The organism is Actinomyces sp. oral taxon 175 str. F0384, assembly GCF_000223355.1.
Classification (GTDB): domain Bacteria; phylum Actinomycetota; class Actinomycetes; order Actinomycetales; family Actinomycetaceae; genus Actinomyces; species Actinomyces oris.
Genome location: NZ_AFUR01000004.1, coordinates 1 through 19709, shown reverse-complemented (window position 1 = coordinate 19709; position 19709 = coordinate 1). Strand labels below are relative to the sequence as shown.

Genomic DNA, 19709 nt, shown 5'->3' with positions numbered 1-19709 from the left:
CACTTCCCTACTAGCTCCCTACTGACTGGACGTTTTCAGTGTCGATCCTAGCGGGGGCCGGGCGGCCCCGGAGGCGGGCAGAGACAGCACCGACGCGGGCCCGCCCGCACCGGCTCAGAAGCTCGAGGAGGAGCCGGACCCGGAGAACCCGCCACCACCGCTGTAGCCGCCGGAGAAACTGCTTCCCGAGAAGCTGGACCCGGAGCCGGAGCTGCTCGACGGCGTGTAGGAGGAGGCCGAGCTGTATCCCACCACCAGGTCGGAGACCGGGGTGAAGGAACTGAAGGACCCGCCGGCGCCGACGCCCGAGCTGGACGAGCCGGATGAGCCGATAGCAGAGATGGCCGGGGACGAGGGGTTGAGGCGGATCGTCGAGTGCGGGTTGTAGCTGCCGTGCCCCCCACCCAGATACCAGTAGCCGGCGTAAGCGGCATCCGTGGACGAGACCGAGTCGTCGTAGCGACGACGGCGCTCGTCGGCGTAGCTGGAGGTGTCGGCGTCAATGGCCTCGCGGGCGAGCCGGGAGGCCTTCGTCTTCGTTTCACTGGCGATCTCGTCGAGCTCGTCCAGCGCAGCCGAGGGCTGGAGCGAACCGTTCTCCAGATCGGAGGTCATGTCATCCAAGCGCTGCTTACGGGAGCGGACCCATTCCCGCTCCTCCTTGGCGCGCTCAGCGATCGAACCGTTCTCGGCGACGACGGCGCTATCGACCTCGTGGCACAGTCTCCGCAGCGACTGCAGGTCCTCCAGGACCGGCCCCTGCTCGTTGCTCCAGACACGGTCCCAGCCGGGCGAGAGGCTCAGGAAGGTGGCGGTGTTGGCGATGACGTCGTCGAGGGAGTCCAGGAGCTCGGAACGCTTTTCCAGCTCGGTGGCCCGTCTCAGCACCGACATGCCGAACCACTGGGTGCGGTAGGGGTTGCCGAAGTCCTGCCAGGAGCGGGTGACCTTCTCATACTCCTCACGGAACCACCGGTAGCGGGCCATGACCTGGGCACCGTGCGGCTCATCCTCGGGAATCGTGCCGGCCAGGAGCTCGGTGGTCTCGTGGTCGTGAGTGACCTGCGAGTAGTGGCGCAGCGCCTCGCGCGCCCGGCGTCGCGCCGCGAAACCGCGCCACAGGTACCACCAGAGCCAGATGAGGCCCACGAGTGCCGAGATTCCAGGCAGGACGTAGGTCGTTCCCACGTCACCACCGCCGGGCCGACCGATGACGTCAGCGGTCTTAGCCGCCATGGAGACGGTGCCCCCGTACCAGTCGGCCCGGCGGTACTGTTCCTTGGCGGCGTTCTGGATGGCGGCCTGCTGCTCCAAGGGGACCGCGACATCCTCACCGAAGTAGCAGCCGACCTTGCGCGCCTCCGGGGCGACCGCCAGGATCACCAGGCCGTCGCTCCAGTAGTTGGGGTTCGACGTCGAGATCCATGGGACGTCGGTGTCGCCCTGGTGCGAGCGGGCGTACTCCAGCACCGAGTCGTTGAGGTTATCGACGTCCCAGCCCGGGACTGTGAGCACGGCGACGTGGACGTCCTGACGGAAGCGCATCGCCTGGATCTCCTTGGCCAGTGGCTCGCTCTGGAGCACCCCGGCCTCGTCGTGGACCTCCACGCTGGGGTGATGGCTCTCCCCGAAGGGCCAGATGACCATGATCGGCAGCACGGCGATGAGGGCCAGGCTCACCACCACATTGGCGACGAAGGCCGTCACCGACCAGATTCCACCGAGCCCGACGATGCCAGACCGTTTCATGTGCCTCATCAGCACTTCCTTCCTCTGACGTGAGCGTGGCGTGTGAGGTGTGTCGACGTCAGCATCCCGGGAAGGTCCCGTCCCCGAGATATCCCGCACCGGCATTCAGGAGCCGTCGCGGGCCGGCGTGGCCGACAGGCACGACGGCTCTCCCCTCGGCACCAGGGCTGACCGGGTTCCAGTAGCCGGCGTTCCTTCCGGGTCCGACGACGTCCAGCAGGGCGTGAGGACCCGGGCGGGCGGAGGCCTCGACGTCGAGAGAACCGAGAGAGCTGCTGAGGGCAGGCTCCGCGCCGGCCGCACGGAGCGACAGGCCACGCCCCGCCCGGCGAGCATCGGCCGCCATCCAGGCAAGCTCGTCAAGCGCCGCCGAGGGCTGCAGCAAGCCGGCCGACAGCTCCGCGGTCATCTCGCTGAGGCGCTGGTGGTGGGCCCGCACCAGCTCGCGCACCTCCACCGTGCCGCGGGGAGTGAACGCGTAGGAGTCGATCCACTGGCACTGGCTCAGGAGCAGGTCGAGCTCATGAAGAACCGGCTGCTGCTCCTGGCGCCAGAGCCTCTCCCAGTTGGAGGACAGGCTCAGGAACGCGGCGTTGCTGGCGATGATGTCGTCGGTCGACTCCAGCGCGGCCGACCGTCGCTTGATCTCACGGACCCGCTGGAACACTCCCGGTTCGAACCACTGGGCGCCCCGGGGGCTGCCCAGATCCTGCCAGGAGCGGGTCAGGCTCTCGTACTCGTCGCGGAACCAGCGGTAGTGGGCCAGGACATGGGCGCCGCGGGTCTCGCCTTCAGGGATGAGACGGGCATGGAGCTCGGTGACCTCGTAGTCGTCGGTGACCTGCGCGTAGTGCCGCAGCGCCTGCTCGAACATGCGCCGTGCGGACAGACCGCGCCACAGGTAATAGCCGACGCCCCCGGCGCCCAGCAGCGCCGGCAGGAGCGTGAGGGCGGCGAGCGAGGGCGCCCACACCGCGACGGCCACCGGTGAGAGCGCGGCCGCCAGGCCCGCCGTCATGATGGCGCAGAAGGACAGCAGCGAGCGGATCCCTCCGAGGCGGATGACGAGAGGAAGGCGCGTGGGCGGCATCGTCTTCCTCTCATGAAACCTCGACGTGGGTCCTGGCCGGCTGGTGACTCTGCAGCCGCCGGCCGTGCCTCATCCTCACCCGCGGTCACGCCGTCTGCCATGGGGAGAGCAACACGGGGCGCCCTCGACGAGAGGACACCCCGTGGACGTGGAACCGGGAAAGAGCCTAGTGAACGGGTCGCCCCACCGGCAGGGTCAGACACCCCGTGCTGGTGGGGGCGGCGCCCCATCGGATGCAGCCGGCCCCGGCTCACACCTGTGGGACCGACGCCGGTCTGGCGAGTGTCGGCGTGGCTTCGGTGACGGCTCTTGATCGGGCCGGCTCAGGACCGGGCGGCGATGGCCTCGATCTCGACGCCGGCCCCCAGCGGCAGGGCGGCCACCCCGAAGGCGGCCCGGGCCGGGAGGGTCTCGCCGGTGAAGTAGCGGGCGTAGACCTCGTTGACGGCGGCGAAGTCGGCGATGTCGGCGAGCAGGACCGTGGTCTTGACGACGTCGTCGTACCCGAGCCCGGCCTCGGCCAGGATGGCGCCCACGTTCTTGAGGACCTGCTCGGCCTGGGCCTGGATGTCTCCCTCGACGAGCGCGCCGGTGGCCGGGTCGAGCGGCACCTGCCCGGAGACGAAGACGAGCGAGCCGGCCCCCTGACCGGTGGAGACGCCCTGGGAGTAGGGGCCGACGGCGGCGGGAGCGTTGGTCGTGGCGATACGGCTGACGGTCATGGGGTCCTCGTTCCTGCTGGACGCTGGGGTTCGGCCGCGTTCCCGGCGGGCGGAGTGGCGGCCCGGGTGGCAGCGCAGTGGCGCCGACGCCCGGGCCAGACTACCCATGCCTTTCGCTTCGCCCGCTTCCTAGACTCGGGGTGGTCAACCGCATCGGGGTCGGCGCACCCCGCTTCGCTCCTATCGAAGGACTGCCGTGAAGCTGCCCTCCATCCCCTCGCGCGACGACCTGGCCGCCCAGGCCCGCGGCCTCGCCGGACAGGCCGCTTCCGGCGCCGCCAAGGCCGCGGACACGGTGTCCCGGGCCGCGGCCGGCGCGGCCGCCCAGACCTCCCAGCGCCTCGGCGTCGACCGGCTTCCAGGCCTGCCCGGCCTGTCCCGGCCGGCGAAGGATGACGGAGCCCCGATCGACGTCGACGCCGGGCCACAGATCACGGGCACCCCCTTCGCCCGGACCCTCGCCACCGCCTTCGCCGCCCGTCCTCACACGCGCAGCGCCAGGAGCCTCCTCATGGGCGCCGATTTCCTGCGCACCGGCCTTCGACTGGGAGGCCGCGAGCGCAAGCAGCTCAAGAGCCGCGGATTCGCAGCCGAGACCACTGGCGCCACCGACGCGCCCGACCTGGATGTCGCCGAGCTCATCCACGTCCACGGCCGCCGCCTCCCCAATCTCATGCGCAACGCCTCCTACCGGGTCATCAAGCGTGACGTGCGTGCCGTCACCGACCACGGATCGGCTACCGGCTCACTGCACTGGATCGGCGTCTCGGAGCAGGAGCATGCCCGGGGCGCCATGGGGTGGACCCGCCTGTGCGTGGACACCGATCAGACGGACCGGCTGCCCGTGCTCTCCGGGGACCATCACCTCGACGTCGTCATCGCTCCGGTGGGTCAGGAGCCCGCCGAGTACGCCAGTGACATGGCCGGCCTCCTGCCGCAGGGGATACCGGCTGAGGCGTGGCAGGCGCTGACCGCCGACCCGACCCGCCCGGTCATGCGCCTGCACCTGCTGGGCCAGGACCGTATCGGGGTCGACGCCGGCGGAGACACCTACACGTTGTTCAGGAACGTGCCGCACACGGTGCGCGGCTCGCTGCTCATCATGGGCAACCGGGTCAGGCGGGCCGAGCTGTGGCTGGCGGATCGCGCGAACATCGACATCCTGGAGTGGCTGCCGGTGTAGGGGCACCGGGTCTCGCCCATCGGGCCTCGCGCCCACCGTTGGCCACCCGCCTCCAACCCGCGACCTCCAGCCCGCCGGTCGGCGGCACGGGCAGCCGGCATGGCCCCGACTGGCCGCGCCCGCCCCACCGCCCGGGACCTACGGCACTTCCACGACGGCCCTCGCGGCGAGCCCTCCCGCAACGCCGTCGTCGTCGGACATGGAGCCCCGCCGATCACCGCGTCCCGGCCTCGGAACAGCCAGTGTTTCGCACAGCGAAACGGGCTGATCCGGCCAGTGGCACGTGACACACTGTGCCCATGCACGCACGCGCAGGACAGCCAGCACAGCCCGAAGACCTCATCGACGTCGACGAGGTCGTCTCCGCCTACTACGACCTCGTCCCCGACCCCGCCGTCCCGGCCCAAAAGGTCGTCTTCGGTACCTCCGGGCACCGCGGCTCCTCTCTGGACACCGCCTTCAACGAGGCCCACATCGTGGCCACGACCGCGGCCATCGTGGAGTACCGCCGCTCCCAGGGCACCGACGGCACCCTCTACCTGGGCCGCGACACGCACGCCCTGTCCGAGCCCGCCTGGCGCACCGCCGTCGAGGTGCTCGCCGGGGCCGGGGTGACCACCGCCGTCGACGCCCGGGGTGCCTACACGCCCACCCCGGCCGTCTCACACTCCATCCTCCTGGCCAACGGCGCCGGGACCGAGGCGGGGGTGCGCACGAGCGGCCCCGGCCTGGCCGACGGCATCGTGGTGACCCCCTCCCACAACCCGCCACGCGACGGCGGCTTCAAGTACAACCCGCCCACCGGCGGCCCGGCCGGCTCAGAGGCCACGACGTGGATCGCCAACCGCGCCAACGAGCTGCTCGCCTCCGGGTGGCAGGACGTCCCTCGGGTCCCGGTCGCTGAGGCCCTCGACGGCCCCCACATCATCAAGCACGACTACCTGGAGACCTACGTCACCGACCTGGAGAGCGTCATCGACCTTGAGGCGATCCGCAAGGCCGGCGTGCGCATCGGGGCCGACCCGCTGGGCGGCGCCTCGGTGGACTACTGGGGCGCGATCGGTGAGCGCTACGGCCTGGAGCTCACGGTGGTCAACCCCGAGGTGGACCCGGCCTGGCACTTCATGACCCTGGACTGGGACGGCAAGATCCGCATGGACTGCTCCTCCCCCAACGCCATGGCCTCGCTGCGCTCGACGATGACGCCCGACGCCGAGGGCAAGACCCCCTACGACGTCGCCACCGGGAACGACGCCGACTCCGACCGCCACGGCATCGTCACCCCCGACGGCGGGCTGATGAACCCCAACCACTTCCTGGCCGTGGCCATCGAGTACCTCTTCACCCACCGGCCCGGCTGGCCTGCCGACGCCGCCGTCGGCAAGACCCTGGTCTCCTCCAGCCTCATCGACCGGGTGGCGGCCGCGATCGGGCGCACCCTCATCGAGGTGCCGGTGGGCTTCAAGCACTTCGTGCCCGGGCTGCTCGACGGCTCGATCGGCTTCGGCGGCGAGGAGAGCGCGGGGGCGTCCTTCCTGCGCAAGGACGGCACCGTGTGGACCACGGACAAGGACGGCATCATCCTGGCCCTCCTGGCCAGCGAGATCATCGCCGTCACCGGCAAGTCCCCCTCCCAGCTGCACGAGGAGCAGGTGGAGCGCTTCGGCGCCAGCGCCTACGCACGCATCGACGCCGCCGCCTCCAAGGAGGAGAAGGCCAAGCTCGCCGCCCTGGCCGCCGAGGACGTGACCGCCACCGAGCTGGCCGGCGAGGAGATCACCGCCCGGCTGGTCGACGCGCCCGGCAACGGGGCCCCCATCGGCGGGCTCAAGGTCACCACCGAGGATGCCTGGTTCGCCGCGCGCCCCTCGGGCACGGAGGACGTCTACAAGATCTACGCCGAGTCCTTCAAGGGTGCCGACCACCTGGCCCAGGTGCAGGAGGAGGCCAAGAAGGTGGTTGCCGCGGCCCTGGGCGACTGACGGCGCAGGCGCCTCCCTGTCTCGCGCCACCCTGCCCACGGGGACATCCTGCGCGTACGGGTGCGTGTCGTTCCGGGCGGGGCCATTCGGCGCCGTCGGGGACAGCAATCCCGTCCCCGGGCGCGCAGGATGCCCCCGGCCGGAAGAAAGTGTCCCCGCACGCGCGAGATGTCCCCGGTCGCGGGGGCGGGACGCGCGGAGACACTGGTGAATGCTCGACGCATGTCTACCGACTGGTGAAAATATGGCCATGGGTACCTCCGACTCCCCCGTCCTCCACATCCGCACGGCCCGGACGGCCCGGGCGGAGCAGGCGCAGGACGCGGCCATGGCCGCCGCCCTGGAGGCCATCTGCTTCCCACCCGAGCAGGCTGCCAGCCCGACAACGATCGCCGAGCGGATGGCTACCTACGCCGACCACTTCTGGCTCATCGAGGACGAGGGCGGCATGCTGCTGACGCTGGTCAACGGACCGTGCACCCACGCGCGCGATCTGAGCGACGAGATGTACGAGGCGCCCACGATGCACGACCCCGACGGGGCCTGGCAGATGATCCTCGGCGTCGCTACGGCTCCCGCGGCTCAAGGGCAGGGGCTGGCCACCCGACTGCTGCGCACTGTCATCGAGACAACGCGCGTCCACGGCCGCCAGGGCCTGGTGCTCACCTGCCTCGACGACCTCGTAGGCTTCTACGCGCGCCTGGGTTTTGTCGACGAGGGCCTGTCCGCCTCCCACCACGGCGGCGTGCCCTGGCACCAGATGCGGCTCACCCTGGCCTGAGCATCCCGACGCGCCCCCCACGGGGACATTCCGCGCGGCCGGGTGCGTGTCGCCCCGGGCGGGGGCATTCGACGCCGTCGGGGACAGCAATCCCGTCCCCCTACGCGCAGGATGCCCCCGGCCGGAAGAAAGTGTCCCCGGGCGCGCAGGACGTCCCCGACCGGAAGAAAGCGTCCCCGAACGCGTGAGACGCCCCCGGCTGGAAGAGAACGTCCCCAGCCAGCACCGGGGGCAAGCGATTAGGGTGAGGGCGTGAGCCAGTCACGCCCGTCGAGGCCGTCCAAGCACCACGTCGAGCACCCCTCCGCGCACACCGATCCCCCGCGCCCGACGCCGGCCGCCGGATCGGCGGACTCCCCCGCGCCTCCCGCATCCTCCGCGCCTGCCGGCTCCCCGACGAGCCCAGAGGCCGCGTCGACCAACCAGGCCCTGACTCCGCCGGGAGCCTCCACGGCGTCCTCCGGCACCACGGCGCCGCGCCGAGCCCCCTCTCAGCAGTCCCGCCCCGGCCCGCAGGACGACATCATGCTGGCCACCGGCAAGCCCCGGCAGACCGAGCGCCCCAAGCCCCCTACCCAGGAGCAGATCCGCCGCCAGCCCGGCCGCAAGGCCTGGGTCCCCAACCAGCACGGGGCCTGGTCGATGCTGGTGTTGCCGCCGATCGTCGGCTGGGTCGTGGGCGGCTTCAGTTGGGTGAACCTCCTGTTCCTTCCCGCCTGGTGGGGCGGCTACCTCACCTACTGGTCCTGGTCGCAGTGGCTGCGCACCCGCTCGGCCCGCAAACGCGCCCTCATCATGCTGCCGCTCCTGGTCTACACCGGCTGGACGGCCTCCCTAGCCCTCATCACTCTGCTGGTGGCGCCCTACCTCATCCAGTGGGCGGTGCCTCTGGCGCCACTGTTCGCCATCGCGTTGCACCAGGTGTGGCGCGGTCACGAGCGCTCACTGCTCTCGGGGCTGTCGACGACGACGGCCGCCTCCCTCATGGCGGCCGTCACCTACAGCCTGGCGGTGCGCGGCGACGGCGGCTTCCTGGGCCTGGGGACACCGAGTTCCCCCCTGCCGGGGGCCTCCCCCAGCGGCGCCCTGACGGGCTGGTCCTGGATGTGGCTGGCCACGGCGCTGACGGCCGCCTACTTCGGCGGGACGGTCCCCTACATCAAGTCGATGATTCGCGAGCGCTTCAACTACACGCTGCTGGCCGGCACGGTGGCGGCGCACGCGGTGGTGGCGGTGGTGACGTGGTGGATGGCGTCGTCGGGGATGCTGCCGTGGGGGCACGCCGTCCTGTGGGTGGTGCTGACGGTGCGGTCGCTGGTCATGCCGCTGTGGCAGTGGCAGCTGGTGCGTGCGCGCCACCGCCCGCTGCGCCCGGGGACGATGGGCATCGTCGAGGTCGTCATGTGCGTGGCCTTCCTGGTGACGATCTCAGTGTGACCAGGCCTGCGACGACGCTGTCACCCGCCCCGCCCTGTCGGCGGCACCCGCTCCGGCGAGGCTCAGTGCTCGGCGTGCCAGGCGGCCGCGGCGGCCAGGACCCTCTCGTTGTCCGACGTCGTCCCCACCGAGACCCGCACGCCCTCACCGGCGAAGGGCCGCACGAGGATACCGGCGCCGCGGAAGTGCTCGGCCAGCGTCGTCGTCTGCTCGCCCACGCCGAGCCAGAAGAAGTTGCCCTGAGCCTCGGGGACCTGCCAGCCCTGGGTGCGTAGGGCCTCCACGACCCGGTCCCGCTCGGCGGCGACGGCGGCCGAGCGCTCGGCGGTTCGGGCCAGTTCGCCCTGGCCCAGGGCCGCGGTGGCGGCGGCCTGCGCGGGCAGGTTGACCCCGAAGGGTGTGGTCACCGAGCGGATGGCGGCGGCCAGGCCCGGCTCGCACACGAGGTAGCCCACGCGCATCCCGGCCAGGGCGTGGGCCTTGGAGAAGGTCCGTGAGACCACGAGGTTGGGGGCCCCGGCCAGGAGGGTGAGGGCGTCGCCGGCCCGCGGGTCGGTGACGAAGTCGAGGTAGGCCTCGTCGATGAGGACGACGACGTCGCGCGGCACCCCGGCCACGAGCTCGGCCAGCTCCTCGGCGGTCAGGATCGTCCCGGTGGGGTTGTTGGGGGTGCAGGCCATGACCACGCGGGTGCGGGGGGTGATGGCCGCCAGCATGGCGGGCACGTCGTGGCGGGCGTCGGGGGTCAGCGGGACGCGCACGGCCCGGGCCCCGGCGACCGCCACGCAGATCGGGTAGGCCTCGAAGGATCGCCAGGGGATGACGACCTCGTCGCCGGGCTCGCAGACGGCGTCGAGCAGGTGCTGGATGAGGGCGACCGAGCCGTTGCCGACGACGACCTGCTCGGCCTCCACGCCCCAGCGGCGGGCGAGGGCCTGCGTGAGGCTCTCCCCAGTCATCTCCGGGTAACGGTTGACCCCGGTGGCGGCGCGGGTGATGGCCTCGACGACCGCGTCCTGCGGCGGATAGGGCAGCTCGTTGGAGGAGAGCTTGGCGATCTGCGCCGCCGTGGCGGCGTCGGGGCGGGCCCCAGGCACGTAGGCGGGCAGGGCGGCGACGTCGGGGCGGATGCGCACCGTCGTCGAGGGGGCGCTCTCCGAGCCCCCGGCGGGGGACGCGGGACTGGGGCCGCCGGGCACTGGGGTCGCTGCAGGATTCATGCCTCCATCTTGGCACCGGCACAGGTTGCCCGGGCACAATGGGCCCATGGAGATCGTGGCACGAACCGTCGGAAACGCGGCCGGCCTGTGGCTGGCCACGCGCCTGCTGTCCGGGCTGAGCGTGCCCGAGGGGGCCGGGGCCGGCCCGATGTGGCTGAACCTGCTGGTCCTGGGTCTGGTGCTGGCGCTGGTGAACTCGCTCATCAAGCCGGTGGCGAAGTTCCTGACCTTTCCGCTCTACATCATCACCTTCGGGCTGTTCGCCCTGGTGGTCAACGGCGCGATGCTCTCGCTGACGGGCTGGTTCACCGACCACATCGCGGCACTGGGCGCCGGCGGCTCGGTGCCGCTGGGGCTGGAGGTCGCCTCCTTCAGCTCGGCGGTGGCCGGCTCGATCATTATCTCGGTGATCTCCTCGATCATCGCCGCGATGCTCGTGCGCCGCGAGGACTGAGGTCGACGACGTCGGAGGTGCGCCGGACGGCTCAGCTGATACCGGCCGGCGTCGCCCAGCGTCACCCGGCGGCTCCCAGTGCTTCGCGGAGCAGGCCGGCAACCGGGTCCCAGCACACGTCACCACCGTCATGACCTCACGCACCTAGTGCTCGCCCGTCGACTGCGGGCTCGGGGTGGGGCGGGGGTAGGAGGGTTGCGCCGAGGGCACCGTGCCCCGGTAGGTGGCGCCGCCCTTGTAGATCCCGTTGGGGTCGGTGTTGCGCTGGATCGCGAAGGTGTACTCGGTGGTGGTCGTCCCCTGCTCGCCGGCGCCCGAGGCCCGCGAGAAGGACTTGTTCCAGTCGGCCAGCTCGGGTGCCTTGTCCTCCAGCCCCTCAGCGGCCTGGGCGTAGGCGGAGGAGGCGTGCGGGTAGCCGTTCGTGCTCATTTGGTGGGTGTCGAGCATGGCGACCTGCCGGTGGGGGCCGGTGGGTGTGGGGGCGGCGTCGAGCCCGGGGACGGCGTCACCGGTGTTCTCCAGGTGCAGGGCGTGGACGTCGTCGGGGATGTCGGCTCCCGCGGTGGGCGAGCCGGCGGTGAGGACCGTGGTGATGTTGTAACGCCCCTGGATCGCGGGGTCGGCGGCGATGTTGGAGACCGTGATCCCGCCCTGGGAGTGGCCGTAGAGGGCGACCTCCTCCCCCGGCTGGATGCCGGCCTGGCGCATGGCGGTGACGACGCCGCTCTCCATGGCCGTGGGCGTGCCACCCACGGCCTCGAGGTTGGTGAGCAGGTCCTGCGGCTCGCCGTCGCCGGAGGTCCAGTCCGTAGTGCCAGGGACATAGACGACCCAGGAGACTCGGCCGTCGGCATGCTCGACCCGCTGGATGGAGATGACCCCGGCCTCCTCGTAGCCCTGCCCCAGGGAGTTCTTCGAGGACTGCACCTCCTGGCAGTGGGTGATGGTCTCGGAGATGCTCTGCGGAGACTTGGCCTCCTTGCCCTTGCCGGTCATGCCGGGATTCACGGCGCTGGCGAGCCCGAAGGGGTCCTTGGCGGCGGGCGGAAGCACGGTGGATCCGCTGCCGCCGACGGGGGTGACCGTGACGCCGCTCTGGGTGCCGTAGACCCCGGCCCCGATCGCGGCGGCGTTCGCGCCCAGGACCATGGCGACGCGTTGCATGGGCGTCAGGCTCTTGGTGTCGACGGTCTGCGTCCCAACGACGACCTGCCCAGGCAGGCGCTGCTTCGCCCAGGGGTCGAGGCGCTGGGAGACCTGCTGAAGGTAGGCCTGGACCGTGGCGGCCTCCCGCCCGGTCTTGGCGTTCTTGAGCCAGCGCGTGAGCAGGACGATCCTGACGAGGTCCTCCTTGACCCACTGCTCGGTGGTCGGGTCACTGAGTAGGAGCTGGAGGACCTCGACGGCGGCCTGCCCGTCCTCGCTGTCCTCCACCAGCTTGTAGAGCACCCAGCCCCCCATCGTTGACGACGCCAGCAGCGCTGAGATCGTGGGGAACTGAGCGGCGACGGAGGATCCCAGCGCCAGCTGGAGGAGACCGGAGTCGAAGGCCCGAACGTCCACGGGTCCCACCAGACCATTGACGGGAGTGGCCTTCCCGTCGGCCAGGGTGTGGGCCTGGGAGCAGGCGGTGACGTCGGAGGCAATGCCGCGCAGCGTACCGGCGACGGCCTCGAGCGACCCCTGCCCGGTGGTCAACGCATCCAGGGCCTGAAGAGCGACGGACTTCTCCAGATCGAGGCCCGCCAGGATCGGGTAAGGGATGCTGGGTGGAGATACCGGCGGAGGCGGCGCCTCATTCACTTCAGTGACCACATTGGCTATGAGGGTTCGCGCGTCATCCAGGGAGCCTGCCGCCGAGTTGAGGCTGCTGGCCAGGGAGTCGAGATCACTCGTGTTCACGGAGACGGTTCCGCCCGACACCACCACCGCAGGGCCCCCACTCCATATGATCCAGCCGTGGCCGCTATCCTCCGGGGCGGTCGAGGCGGGAGGAGTCTTGGCTTTCGGGGGCGGCTGGTTGGCATAAGGCGGATCCGTCGCGTGGGGGTTCTGCTTCCAGGCGGGGTACGGACTGTCTCCGTCCATGGCAACCGGGCTCATGATCAGCTCGTTCCATCCGGTGAGTTGCGTGACTCGACGACACCGACCTTGGAGGCGGCCGTGTCATAGCGCGTCGCCAGCGCGGTCAGGAGCCCGGAGGCATTCGTGAGCGCCGTCTGGCAGGCGGTGGAGTCCGCCCCCACCCAGCTGGCGGGGACCGAGGTGGGGAACTGAGTGACAGCGGCGTCGTAGTCCGCCCTGGAACGTGACAGTGAGAAAGACATGACTCGACGGTAGGGCGGCCCAGAGGCGACCGCAGCGCCGGCTTGCAGCCCTGTGGATCAGCCCTGCACTCCGGCACCTGTGGCCCCCGGTGAACCGCACGTCCTCGCGCCGGGAGACGGAGAGGGGCTCGCCGCATTAACCGGATGCTGGGCCTCGGCCTCGTACCCGCTCAATAAAGGACTCGGCCCGCGGTCCGGTTTCCCGGACCGCGGGCCCAAGCCTCGCGAGGCCCTCCTGCTACCCGGCTTCCCATAAGGCCGGGGAGGCAGGACCTCCTTCACCAGAACGTCCGGTCCGGGCTCCCTAAGACCCGTTCCAGACTCGGAGACCTGCCAGTCATCGGGCTCCCCAACCCTCGTGACCGGTTCCGTCCGGCGGCAGTAACTATGTAACCCACCGATCCTGAGCGGACCCCCCGAATTCCCCTATGAACACGCTGAGAAACAGGCGCCATTCCGCCATTTCTACGTAGTGTGCACCACATTCCGGCGAACACCCAGAATATTCCGGCACTTCTTCAGGGCCCTTCCCACGGCTTGTCCATCAAACCGAGGCCGGCGGCCTGCGCAGGCACACGACGGCGTCGGCCCGGTGCCCCTCCTGGCCGTCGGGCCCCGTCGCCTGCCGGTCCCGCTCCTCGCCGACGACGACCTCCCAGCCGTCTGTCGCCTCGGCCAGGCCCTCGAGGAGCTCGGCGGCCGTGTAGGTGCGGGCGTGGTGGGTGTGCCAGGGCGGGTTGACGGCGTGCACCGCGGTGAGCAGGTGCCCGCCGGGGGCGACGCGGGCAGCGGCGTCGGACAGGAGGGCCACGAGATCCAGGGAACCCGGCTCGTGCCCGCCGTGGACGTAGAAGCTCGTCACCAGGTCGAAGGGGCCGGCCGGCAGGCCGTCTCCGGCGTCGTGCACGCGGCCGGTCACGCGCGAGGCGACCCCGAGCCGCTCGGCCTGCCCGGTCAGACGCCCGATGGCGGTGGCGGACAGGTCCAGCCCGACCACCTGCCAGCCGCGCTCGGCCAGCCACAGGACGTCGGCGCCCTCGCCGCAGCCGATCTCCAGGGCGGTCCCGGGGCTCCAGTCGGTGGCGAGCTCCGGCAGCCAGTCGTTGGGGCGACCCGACCAGAGCTGCTCGACAGAGGCGTAACGCTCCTCCCAGCGGGAGGCGGAGTGAGCGGCGTCGGACTGCGGATCGGAGTGCTGCTGGCGGGGCTGCGTCATGATTGGATCCTACCGACGCCGGGTCACCCGGCAGGCGGTTCGGTGACGGCGCCCGGCGGCCCGGCGGGGACGCGAGCGCTCCGCCCGATCTATCCTCTGCCTCATGACAATCGACACCTCCTGGGTCGCCCAGCGCAATGCCGCCTTCCTCGCCGACCCCGCCGCCCGCCTGGCCGGCAACGCCGTCGCCACCACGGACGTGGAGCAGGTCTCCCTGGACCGGACCACGGTGACCTCCATCGACACCTCCGTGTCCGACCTCGTCCCGGACGCCTCGATCACCGACCAGAAGCAGTCGGGACGCTGCTGGGCCTTCGCCGGCCTCAACGTGCTGCGCGCCTCCATGCTCAAGGAGCTCGAGCTCGACTCCCTGGAGCTGAGTCAGGCCTTCCCCTTCTTCTACGACAAGCTGGAGAAGGCCAACGCCTTCCTCACCCGCGTCATCGCCGAGGCGGACCGCCCCCTGGATGACCGCGAGGTCGTCGACTCCCTGTACTCCCCCATTCCCGACGGCGGCTGGTGGCCGGAGTTCGCGCGCCTGGTGGCCAAGTACGGGATCGTCCCGGCCTACGCCATGCCGGACACCGTCTCGGCAGGCAACTCCGAGGCGATGAACGAGCACCTGGCCACGCTGCTGCGGCGCACGGCCCTGCGGCTGCGGGCCGCGGTGGCCGACGGCGTCGACCCTGAGCCGCTGCGGCTCACGGCCCTGGAGCAGGTTCACCGGATGCTGTGCATCCATCTGGGGACCCCGCCCGAGGAGTTCGTGTGGCAGTACCGCGATAAGAACAAGGAATTTCACCGGGTCGGGACGCTCACGCCGCGACAGTTCGCGCAGCGCTACGTCACCGGGGTGGAGGAGTTCGTGGTCGTGGCCCACGACCCGCGCCCCGAGATCGCGGTCAACACGCACTACGGCATGGGCCGCAGCGACGTCATGGTGGGCGAACCGGTCCAGGATCACGTCACCGCCGAGCTCGAGGTGCTCAAGGCCGCCGCGATCGCCGCGATCCAGGACGGCGAGCCGGTGTGGTTCGCCTGCGACGTCGCCAAGCAGCGGGACAAGAAGGCCGGGATCTGGGACGCCGCCCTGCACGACTACGAGGGCCTGTACGGGGTGGACCTGTCGATGACGAAGGCCGAGCGGCTGGTAGCGCGCGAGTCGGCGCTCACCCACGCCATGTGCCTGACCGGCGTCGATCTGGTCGACGGCGCCCCGCGGCGCTGGCGGGTGGAGAACTCCTGGGGCGACAAGTTCGGGGACAAGGGCTTCCACACGATGAGCGACTCCTGGTTCGACGAGTACGTCTTCGAGGTCGTCGTGCGCGCGAGCCGCCTGCCGGAGGAGGTCCGCGCCGCCCTGGAGACCGAGCCCGTCATGCTGCCCAGCTGGGACCCGATGGCCTGAGGCGGCGGGGGCAGGCAGCTCGACGACGGCCCGCTCCCGACCGTCCCGGCCACCGCGGCCGCCCGGGCCCGCCGAGCACTACCCCGTCCAGCACCCGCCCATTGCCGGAATTCTTTCGGCATTTTCTCCTGTGTTCTCAGCAGCAGGTCCTAAGCAAGCCTTCAACCATTCCGGTTATGGTTCGCCTGAGCGCGAGATCAGACGACCGGGAGGCGGACACGCAGATGGCACGTGGTGGGAGGGGATTCCAAGGCACAGTGCTCAAGGCGCTGCGGGCGCCTGAGCACAAGCTCACGATCACCGCAGTGCGCGAGCTGGCGCCCTACACGGAACTGACTGTTCACTGTCCGAGCCTGCTGGGCACCGGTGCCGCCATGCTGCCGCCCACCGCCTGGGTGCGCATGTGGATCCCGCAGGGCGGCCGCCAGCACCAGCGCGCCTACACCATCACCCGCATCAACCGCGAGCAGGCCACCGCCATCATCCTGGTCCTGCACCATGAGCCCGCCGGCCCGGCATCGCGCTGGTCGAAGCGGGTCAAGCCGGGAGCCACCGTGTCCGTCCAGGTCATGGGCGGCACCAGCTACCGCCTGCCCTCCCCCGGCGACAAGATGCTGCTGGTGGGCGACCAGGCCTCCGCGCCAGCACTCGCCGACGCCGTCGCCGCCTCCCCGCCGAGCAGCCTGGCCACCGTCGTCATGCTGGCGCCCGAGACCGGCTTCCTGCCCTTGGCCGCGCGCGACCATCGGCTCATCCGCGTCAATCCCGGGATCTCCGAGGAGAAGCTGCTGGCCGCCGTCGACCGCACCCTGTGGGCGGACACCGGGGACCTGGCCCTGGACTGGGTGTTCATCGCCTTGGAGACCAGCGCCACCAAGGCGGTGCGGCGCCACCTGATCGCCTCCGGTCTGAGCCGACGCAGCATCCAGCACCAGGGCTACTGGACCCTCGGCCGCGCCATGGGCACCACCCCCGAGGACTGAGCCCGGCCACCGGCCACCGCCAGACGTCGACTCACCCTCACCACCGGCCGGCCTCCAGCCAGAGCACCGGCTTAGACTGAGAGCGTTCGCAACCGCAAGCCGTTCGCCGAGGTGCTCGCCATGCGACTCATCAAACTCGCCATTCTTGTCCTCGCCCTGACCGTCCTGGTCACCTCGATCGGAAGCCTGCTGCTCGGGTGGCAGCTCAACAGCCTCACCTCATCGCTGTGCATGCTCCTGCTCGGCCTCATCCTGCTGCAAGCCCAGAACTCGGGTCCGGGCGAGCGGAACCTGCCGCCGTCGGGAGTCCGGCTGCTGGGGACCATCGGAATCGTCCTCTCCGGGCTCGTTCTCGCGCGCGGCCTCTACCGGTCCGATGTCGTCGTGCTCCTCATCCTGCCCGCGCTGGGCCTACTGGGCTACGTCCTGGCGCGCAGCCTGAGGGACCGGCGGACCCACGAGGTCACCACGCACACGACCTCGCCCCGATAAGCCCCGTCACCCCCGGGCCCCGGTCGCCAGGCCTCTCGACGACGTCGATCGAGAACGTACTTTCGCGACGAGGACTGCGCTGTCCCCCAGATGACTGGGGGCGGAGACGCGTCGTTTGGAGGAGAAGTACGTCCTCGGCGCGAAACGCAGTCCTCGACATGCGCCGTTCGGAATCAGGACCGCCGCACGCATCGGTAGCGGCGGCGCCCCGGCCAGCGCGGGTCCAACGGCGCAGGGGCGATATCGAAGTCGAGCGCCCGGTAGAAGCCGACGGCGTCGTCGTCGGTCTCGGCGACAACCTGCCCCGACACACTGGCAAGGGCATCAACGAGCGCCCGCCCGATTCCGTCGCCACGTAGCCCCGGAGCCACGGCAATGTACTCCAACACGACGCCATCGGGTCGAGACACGTAGGCAGCTACCGACGTGGGCGCGCCCCGCGGGCCCGTACCCACGACCTCCATGAGCACTAGCTCCTCAGCAATGATCCTGCGCAGCTCGCCGTCGGGCAGTCCCGCGGCCTCGCGCATAAGAGCCAGCATCTGCTCACTGGCCAGGTCCTGCTCCACCAGAACTCTGACTGTCGCTCCGTGCTGGACCCGGTCCGTCGTCATAACCGCATTATCCACTGACCCGCAAAGCACCCAAGGCATCACAGAGGCATCACAGAGGCATCACATTCTCCCCGGTCGGAACCTACTTCCCGGGTCCGGGGTCGGCACGCCGTATAGGCTGGTGGCGACCGGGGAGTGCTCCCCGCCAACGACGACGGACCACTTGTTGAAAATGCCACAAGGATCCGGCAGGATTTTGCCCGGTCATACCATTCCCCACCTTGTCCGCCCTAGAAGGTCATCTACCATGCGACTCCTCCCACCAGTCGTCTTCACGCTTGCCACGACCGTCCTGGCCCTGACGGTCGGCGGCGGCCTGTTCGGCTGGGAAACCTCCCTCCTGACGCCTCTGAGCCTGCTGACGGTCAGTCTCATCCTCTTCCAGGCCCAGCACGTTCAGCGCGCCGAGCCGTCCCAGCGGATCCCGGGCCCCTCGATCCTCGCGCTGGCCGTCATCGGCCTGGGGCTGGCGGCCGCGCTGCTCGGCCACGGCCTCTACAGCCATGAGCCCGCCGCCGCCATCAACCTGCCGTCGGCCGGCATCCTGCTGTTCGTCGTCGTGACCGCCTACCGCCGACGCCGCCCCGAGGCCCAGCCCGTCCTCGTCTCGACCCAGGAGGCCCCGCTCGCAGAGATCGGTGCCAACCTGCCACAATGAGCGGCATGGTCGATCTCTCCGCAGTCTCCCCCGCCATCGCCCTGGGCCCCCTGGACGGCCGCTACCGCGCCGTCGCCGCCCCGCTGGTCAACCACCTCTCCGAGGCCGCGCTCAACCGGGCCCGCCTGCAGGTCGAGGTCGAGTGGCTCATCCACCTCACCGACGGCGGCGTCCTGCCCGGAGCGCCCCGCCTGAGCGAGACGGAGAAGAGCTACCTGCGCGGCGTCGTCGAGGACTTCGGAGCCGAGGAGATCGCCGAGCTCGGCGCCATCGAGGCCGAGACCCGCCACGACGTCAAGGCCGTCGAGTACCTCCTCAAGCGGCGCCTGGTCGCGGCCGCCCAGGCCCCCGGCGTCGTCGGCGCCGACGGCGGCCCCACCGTGCTGCCCACGGTCGGCGAGATCGTCCACATCTTCTGCACCAGCGAGGACATCAACAACCTCTCCTACGCCCTGACGATCCGGGGCGCCGTCGAACAGGTGTGGCTGCCGGCCGCCCGCGGGCTGGTCGAGGACCTGGCCGCCATGGCCCACGAGCACGCCGACGCCGCCATGCTGGCGCGCACGCACGGCCAGCCGGCCACCCCCACGACGCTCGGCAAGGAGATGGCGGTCCTGGCCCACCGGCTGCGCCGCCAGGTGCGCCGCGTCGAGGCCACCGAGTACCTGGGCAAGATCAACGGTGCCACCGGCACCTTCGGCGCGCACGTCGTCTCCGTGCCCGGCGCCGACTGGCAGGCCGTGGGGCGCGGCTTCGTGGAGCACCTGGGCCTGACCTGGAACCCGTTGACCACGCAGATCGAGTCCCACGACTGGCAGGCCGAGCTCTACTCCGACGTCGCCCGCTTCAACCGGATCGCCCACAACCTGGCCACGGACGTGTGGACCTACATCTCCCTGGGCTACTTCCACCAGCGCCTGAGCGCGCAGGGCTCCACCGGCTCATCGACCATGCCGCACAAGGTCAACCCGATCCGCTTCGAGAACGGCGAGGCCAACCTGGAGATCTCCTGCTCGCTGCTGGACACGCTGGCCGCCACGCTCGTCACCTCCCGTCTCCAGCGCGACCTCACCGACTCCACCACGCAGCGCAACGTGGGCGTGGCCCTGGGGCACTCGCTGCTGGCCGTGGACAACATCCGCCGGGGCCTGGCCGGGCTCGACGTCGACCGCGCCCGCCTGGAGGAAGACCTCGAGGCGACCTGGGAGGTGCTCGGCGAGCCGGTCCAGCAGGCGATGCGGGCGGCCGCCGTCGCCGGGGCGACCGGCATGGCCGACCCCTACGAGCGCCTCAAGGAGCTCACTCGCGGCAAGAAGGTCACACCCGAGGGCATGCGCGAGTTCATCTCCGGGCTGGGCATGCCCGACGACGTCGAGGCGCGCCTGCTCGCCCT

18 protein-coding genes are annotated in these 19709 nt (G+C 70.8%); 10 read left to right on the top strand and 8 right to left on the bottom strand.

The window, feature by feature from the left end; genetic code table 11:
• Positions 1 to 114: 114 nt before the first annotated feature.
• The 3 genes from HMPREF9058_RS07595 to HMPREF9058_RS07585 form a co-directional block, all read right to left on the bottom strand.
• A complete protein-coding gene (locus HMPREF9058_RS07595) occupies positions 115 to 1758 on the bottom strand; it encodes a DUF5129 domain-containing protein (RefSeq protein ID WP_009406681.1) in 1644 nt (547 codons plus the stop codon).
• Between the two features lie 49 nt (positions 1759 to 1807).
• A complete protein-coding gene (locus HMPREF9058_RS07590) occupies positions 1808 to 2839 on the bottom strand; it encodes a DUF5129 domain-containing protein (RefSeq protein WP_009406694.1) in 1032 nt (343 codons plus the stop codon).
• 323 nt (positions 2840 to 3162) lie between these two features.
• A complete protein-coding gene (locus HMPREF9058_RS07585; protein WP_003788269.1) occupies positions 3163 to 3561 on the bottom strand; it encodes a RidA family protein in 399 nt (132 codons plus the stop codon).
• 196 nt (positions 3562 to 3757) lie between these two features.
• Between HMPREF9058_RS07585 and HMPREF9058_RS07580 the strand changes: the two genes are divergently transcribed.
• From HMPREF9058_RS07580 to HMPREF9058_RS07560, 4 genes are all read left to right on the top strand, one after another.
• Positions 3758 to 4744: a hypothetical protein gene (locus HMPREF9058_RS07580; RefSeq protein ID WP_009406704.1), complete on the top strand. Its 987-nt coding sequence runs from the start codon at positions 3758 to 3760 to the stop codon at positions 4742 to 4744.
• A gap of 299 nt (positions 4745 to 5043) precedes the next feature.
• Positions 5044 to 6726 carry a phosphoglucomutase (alpha-D-glucose-1,6-bisphosphate-dependent) gene (gene pgm / locus HMPREF9058_RS07575; protein ID WP_009406699.1) on the top strand — a complete coding sequence of 561 codons (1683 nt, stop codon included), beginning with the start codon at positions 5044 to 5046 and terminating at the stop codon, positions 6724 to 6726.
• A 250-nt stretch (positions 6727 to 6976) separates the two neighbouring features.
• A complete protein-coding gene (locus tag HMPREF9058_RS07570; protein WP_232622462.1) occupies positions 6977 to 7507 on the top strand; it encodes an N-acetyltransferase in 531 nt (176 codons plus the stop codon).
• Positions 7508 to 7759: 252 nt separating this feature from the next.
• Positions 7760 to 8944 (top strand): YwiC-like family protein, encoded by a 1185-nt coding sequence (locus tag HMPREF9058_RS07560; RefSeq protein WP_009406700.1) that lies wholly within the window; start codon positions 7760 to 7762, stop codon positions 8942 to 8944.
• 62 nt (positions 8945 to 9006) lie between these two features.
• On the opposite strand, the gene hisC is transcribed toward HMPREF9058_RS07560, so the two are convergent.
• Positions 9007 to 10164, bottom strand: coding sequence for a histidinol-phosphate transaminase (hisC, locus tag HMPREF9058_RS07555; protein ID WP_009406691.1), 1158 nt, complete (start codon positions 10162 to 10164; stop codon positions 9007 to 9009).
• A gap of 46 nt (positions 10165 to 10210) precedes the next feature.
• On the opposite strand from hisC, the gene HMPREF9058_RS07550 reads away from it, so the two are divergent.
• Entirely contained in the window at positions 10211 to 10618 is a 408-nt protein-coding gene (locus HMPREF9058_RS07550) for a phage holin family protein (RefSeq protein ID WP_043537953.1), read from the top strand.
• 144 nt (positions 10619 to 10762) lie between these two features.
• Here the strand turns inward: HMPREF9058_RS07550 and HMPREF9058_RS07545 are convergent, their stop codons facing one another.
• The 3 genes from HMPREF9058_RS07545 to HMPREF9058_RS07535 form a co-directional block, all read right to left on the bottom strand.
• Positions 10763 to 12721: a hypothetical protein gene (locus HMPREF9058_RS07545; RefSeq protein WP_254654097.1), complete on the bottom strand. Its 1959-nt coding sequence runs from the start codon at positions 12719 to 12721 to the stop codon at positions 10763 to 10765.
• Positions 12722 to 12723: 2 nt separating this feature from the next.
• Positions 12724 to 12945: a hypothetical protein gene (locus HMPREF9058_RS07540; protein WP_009406689.1), complete on the bottom strand. Its 222-nt coding sequence runs from the start codon at positions 12943 to 12945 to the stop codon at positions 12724 to 12726.
• A gap of 544 nt (positions 12946 to 13489) precedes the next feature.
• Positions 13490 to 14161 (bottom strand): bifunctional 2-polyprenyl-6-hydroxyphenol methylase/3-demethylubiquinol 3-O-methyltransferase UbiG, encoded by a 672-nt coding sequence (locus tag HMPREF9058_RS07535; RefSeq protein ID WP_009406687.1) that lies wholly within the window; start codon positions 14159 to 14161, stop codon positions 13490 to 13492.
• A 103-nt stretch (positions 14162 to 14264) separates the two neighbouring features.
• Here HMPREF9058_RS07535 and HMPREF9058_RS07530 point away from each other — a divergent pair, with 103 nt between their 5' ends.
• The 3 genes from HMPREF9058_RS07530 to HMPREF9058_RS07520 all read left to right on the top strand — a co-directional run bounded on the left by HMPREF9058_RS07530 (position 14265) and on the right by HMPREF9058_RS07520 (position 17044).
• Positions 14265 to 15569: an aminopeptidase C gene (locus HMPREF9058_RS07530; RefSeq protein ID WP_009406693.1), complete on the top strand. Its 1305-nt coding sequence runs from the start codon at positions 14265 to 14267 to the stop codon at positions 15567 to 15569.
• A gap of 224 nt (positions 15570 to 15793) precedes the next feature.
• Entirely contained in the window at positions 15794 to 16552 is a 759-nt protein-coding gene (locus HMPREF9058_RS07525; protein WP_043537951.1) for a siderophore-interacting protein, read from the top strand.
• A gap of 120 nt (positions 16553 to 16672) precedes the next feature.
• Positions 16673 to 17044 carry a hypothetical protein gene (locus HMPREF9058_RS07520; protein WP_009406697.1) on the top strand — a complete coding sequence of 124 codons (372 nt, stop codon included), beginning with the start codon at positions 16673 to 16675 and terminating at the stop codon, positions 17042 to 17044.
• A 173-nt stretch (positions 17045 to 17217) separates the two neighbouring features.
• Here the strand turns inward: HMPREF9058_RS07520 and HMPREF9058_RS07515 are convergent, their stop codons facing one another.
• Positions 17218 to 17658: a GNAT family N-acetyltransferase gene (locus HMPREF9058_RS07515; RefSeq protein WP_009406666.1), complete on the bottom strand. Its 441-nt coding sequence runs from the start codon at positions 17656 to 17658 to the stop codon at positions 17218 to 17220.
• Between the two features lie 247 nt (positions 17659 to 17905).
• On the opposite strand from HMPREF9058_RS07515, the gene HMPREF9058_RS07510 reads away from it, so the two are divergent.
• Positions 17906 to 18316: a hypothetical protein gene (locus tag HMPREF9058_RS07510; protein WP_009406703.1), complete on the top strand. Its 411-nt coding sequence runs from the start codon at positions 17906 to 17908 to the stop codon at positions 18314 to 18316.
• Positions 18317 to 18321: 5 nt separating this feature from the next.
• On the top strand, positions 18322 to 19709 hold a 1388-nt coding region (gene purB / locus HMPREF9058_RS07505), incomplete at its 3' end, for an adenylosuccinate lyase (protein WP_009406708.1).

What these genes read in the sequence shown, in the direction of transcription:
- HMPREF9058_RS07595 (WP_009406681.1), bottom strand. Translation starts at nt 1,758, where the DNA reads ATGAGGCACATGAAACGGTCTGGCATCGTCGGGCTCGGTGGAATCTGG.
- HMPREF9058_RS07590 (WP_009406694.1), bottom strand. Translation starts at nt 2,839, where the DNA reads ATGCCGCCCACGCGCCTTCCTCTCGTCATCCGCCTCGGAGGGATCCGC.
- HMPREF9058_RS07585 (WP_003788269.1), bottom strand. Translation starts at nt 3,561, where the DNA reads ATGACCGTCAGCCGTATCGCCACGACCAACGCTCCCGCCGCCGTCGGC.
- pgm (WP_009406699.1), top strand. Translation starts at nt 5,044, where the DNA reads ATGCACGCACGCGCAGGACAGCCAGCACAGCCCGAAGACCTCATCGAC.
- HMPREF9058_RS07570 (WP_232622462.1), top strand. Translation starts at nt 6,977, where the DNA reads ATGGGTACCTCCGACTCCCCCGTCCTCCACATCCGCACGGCCCGGACG.
- hisC (WP_009406691.1), bottom strand. Translation starts at nt 10,164, where the DNA reads ATGAATCCTGCAGCGACCCCAGTGCCCGGCGGCCCCAGTCCCGCGTCC.
- HMPREF9058_RS07550 (WP_043537953.1), top strand. Translation starts at nt 10,211, where the DNA reads ATGGAGATCGTGGCACGAACCGTCGGAAACGCGGCCGGCCTGTGGCTG.
- HMPREF9058_RS07545 (WP_254654097.1), bottom strand. Translation starts at nt 12,721, where the DNA reads ATGAGCCCGGTTGCCATGGACGGAGACAGTCCGTACCCCGCCTGGAAG.
- HMPREF9058_RS07540 (WP_009406689.1), bottom strand. Translation starts at nt 12,945, where the DNA reads ATGTCTTTCTCACTGTCACGTTCCAGGGCGGACTACGACGCCGCTGTC.
- HMPREF9058_RS07535 (WP_009406687.1), bottom strand. Translation starts at nt 14,161, where the DNA reads ATGACGCAGCCCCGCCAGCAGCACTCCGATCCGCAGTCCGACGCCGCT.
- HMPREF9058_RS07530 (WP_009406693.1), top strand. Translation starts at nt 14,265, where the DNA reads ATGACAATCGACACCTCCTGGGTCGCCCAGCGCAATGCCGCCTTCCTC.
- HMPREF9058_RS07525 (WP_043537951.1), top strand. Translation starts at nt 15,794, where the DNA reads ATGGCACGTGGTGGGAGGGGATTCCAAGGCACAGTGCTCAAGGCGCTG.
- HMPREF9058_RS07520 (WP_009406697.1), top strand. Translation starts at nt 16,673, where the DNA reads ATGCGACTCATCAAACTCGCCATTCTTGTCCTCGCCCTGACCGTCCTG.
- HMPREF9058_RS07515 (WP_009406666.1), bottom strand. Translation starts at nt 17,658, where the DNA reads ATGACGACGGACCGGGTCCAGCACGGAGCGACAGTCAGAGTTCTGGTG.
- HMPREF9058_RS07510 (WP_009406703.1), top strand. Translation starts at nt 17,906, where the DNA reads ATGCGACTCCTCCCACCAGTCGTCTTCACGCTTGCCACGACCGTCCTG.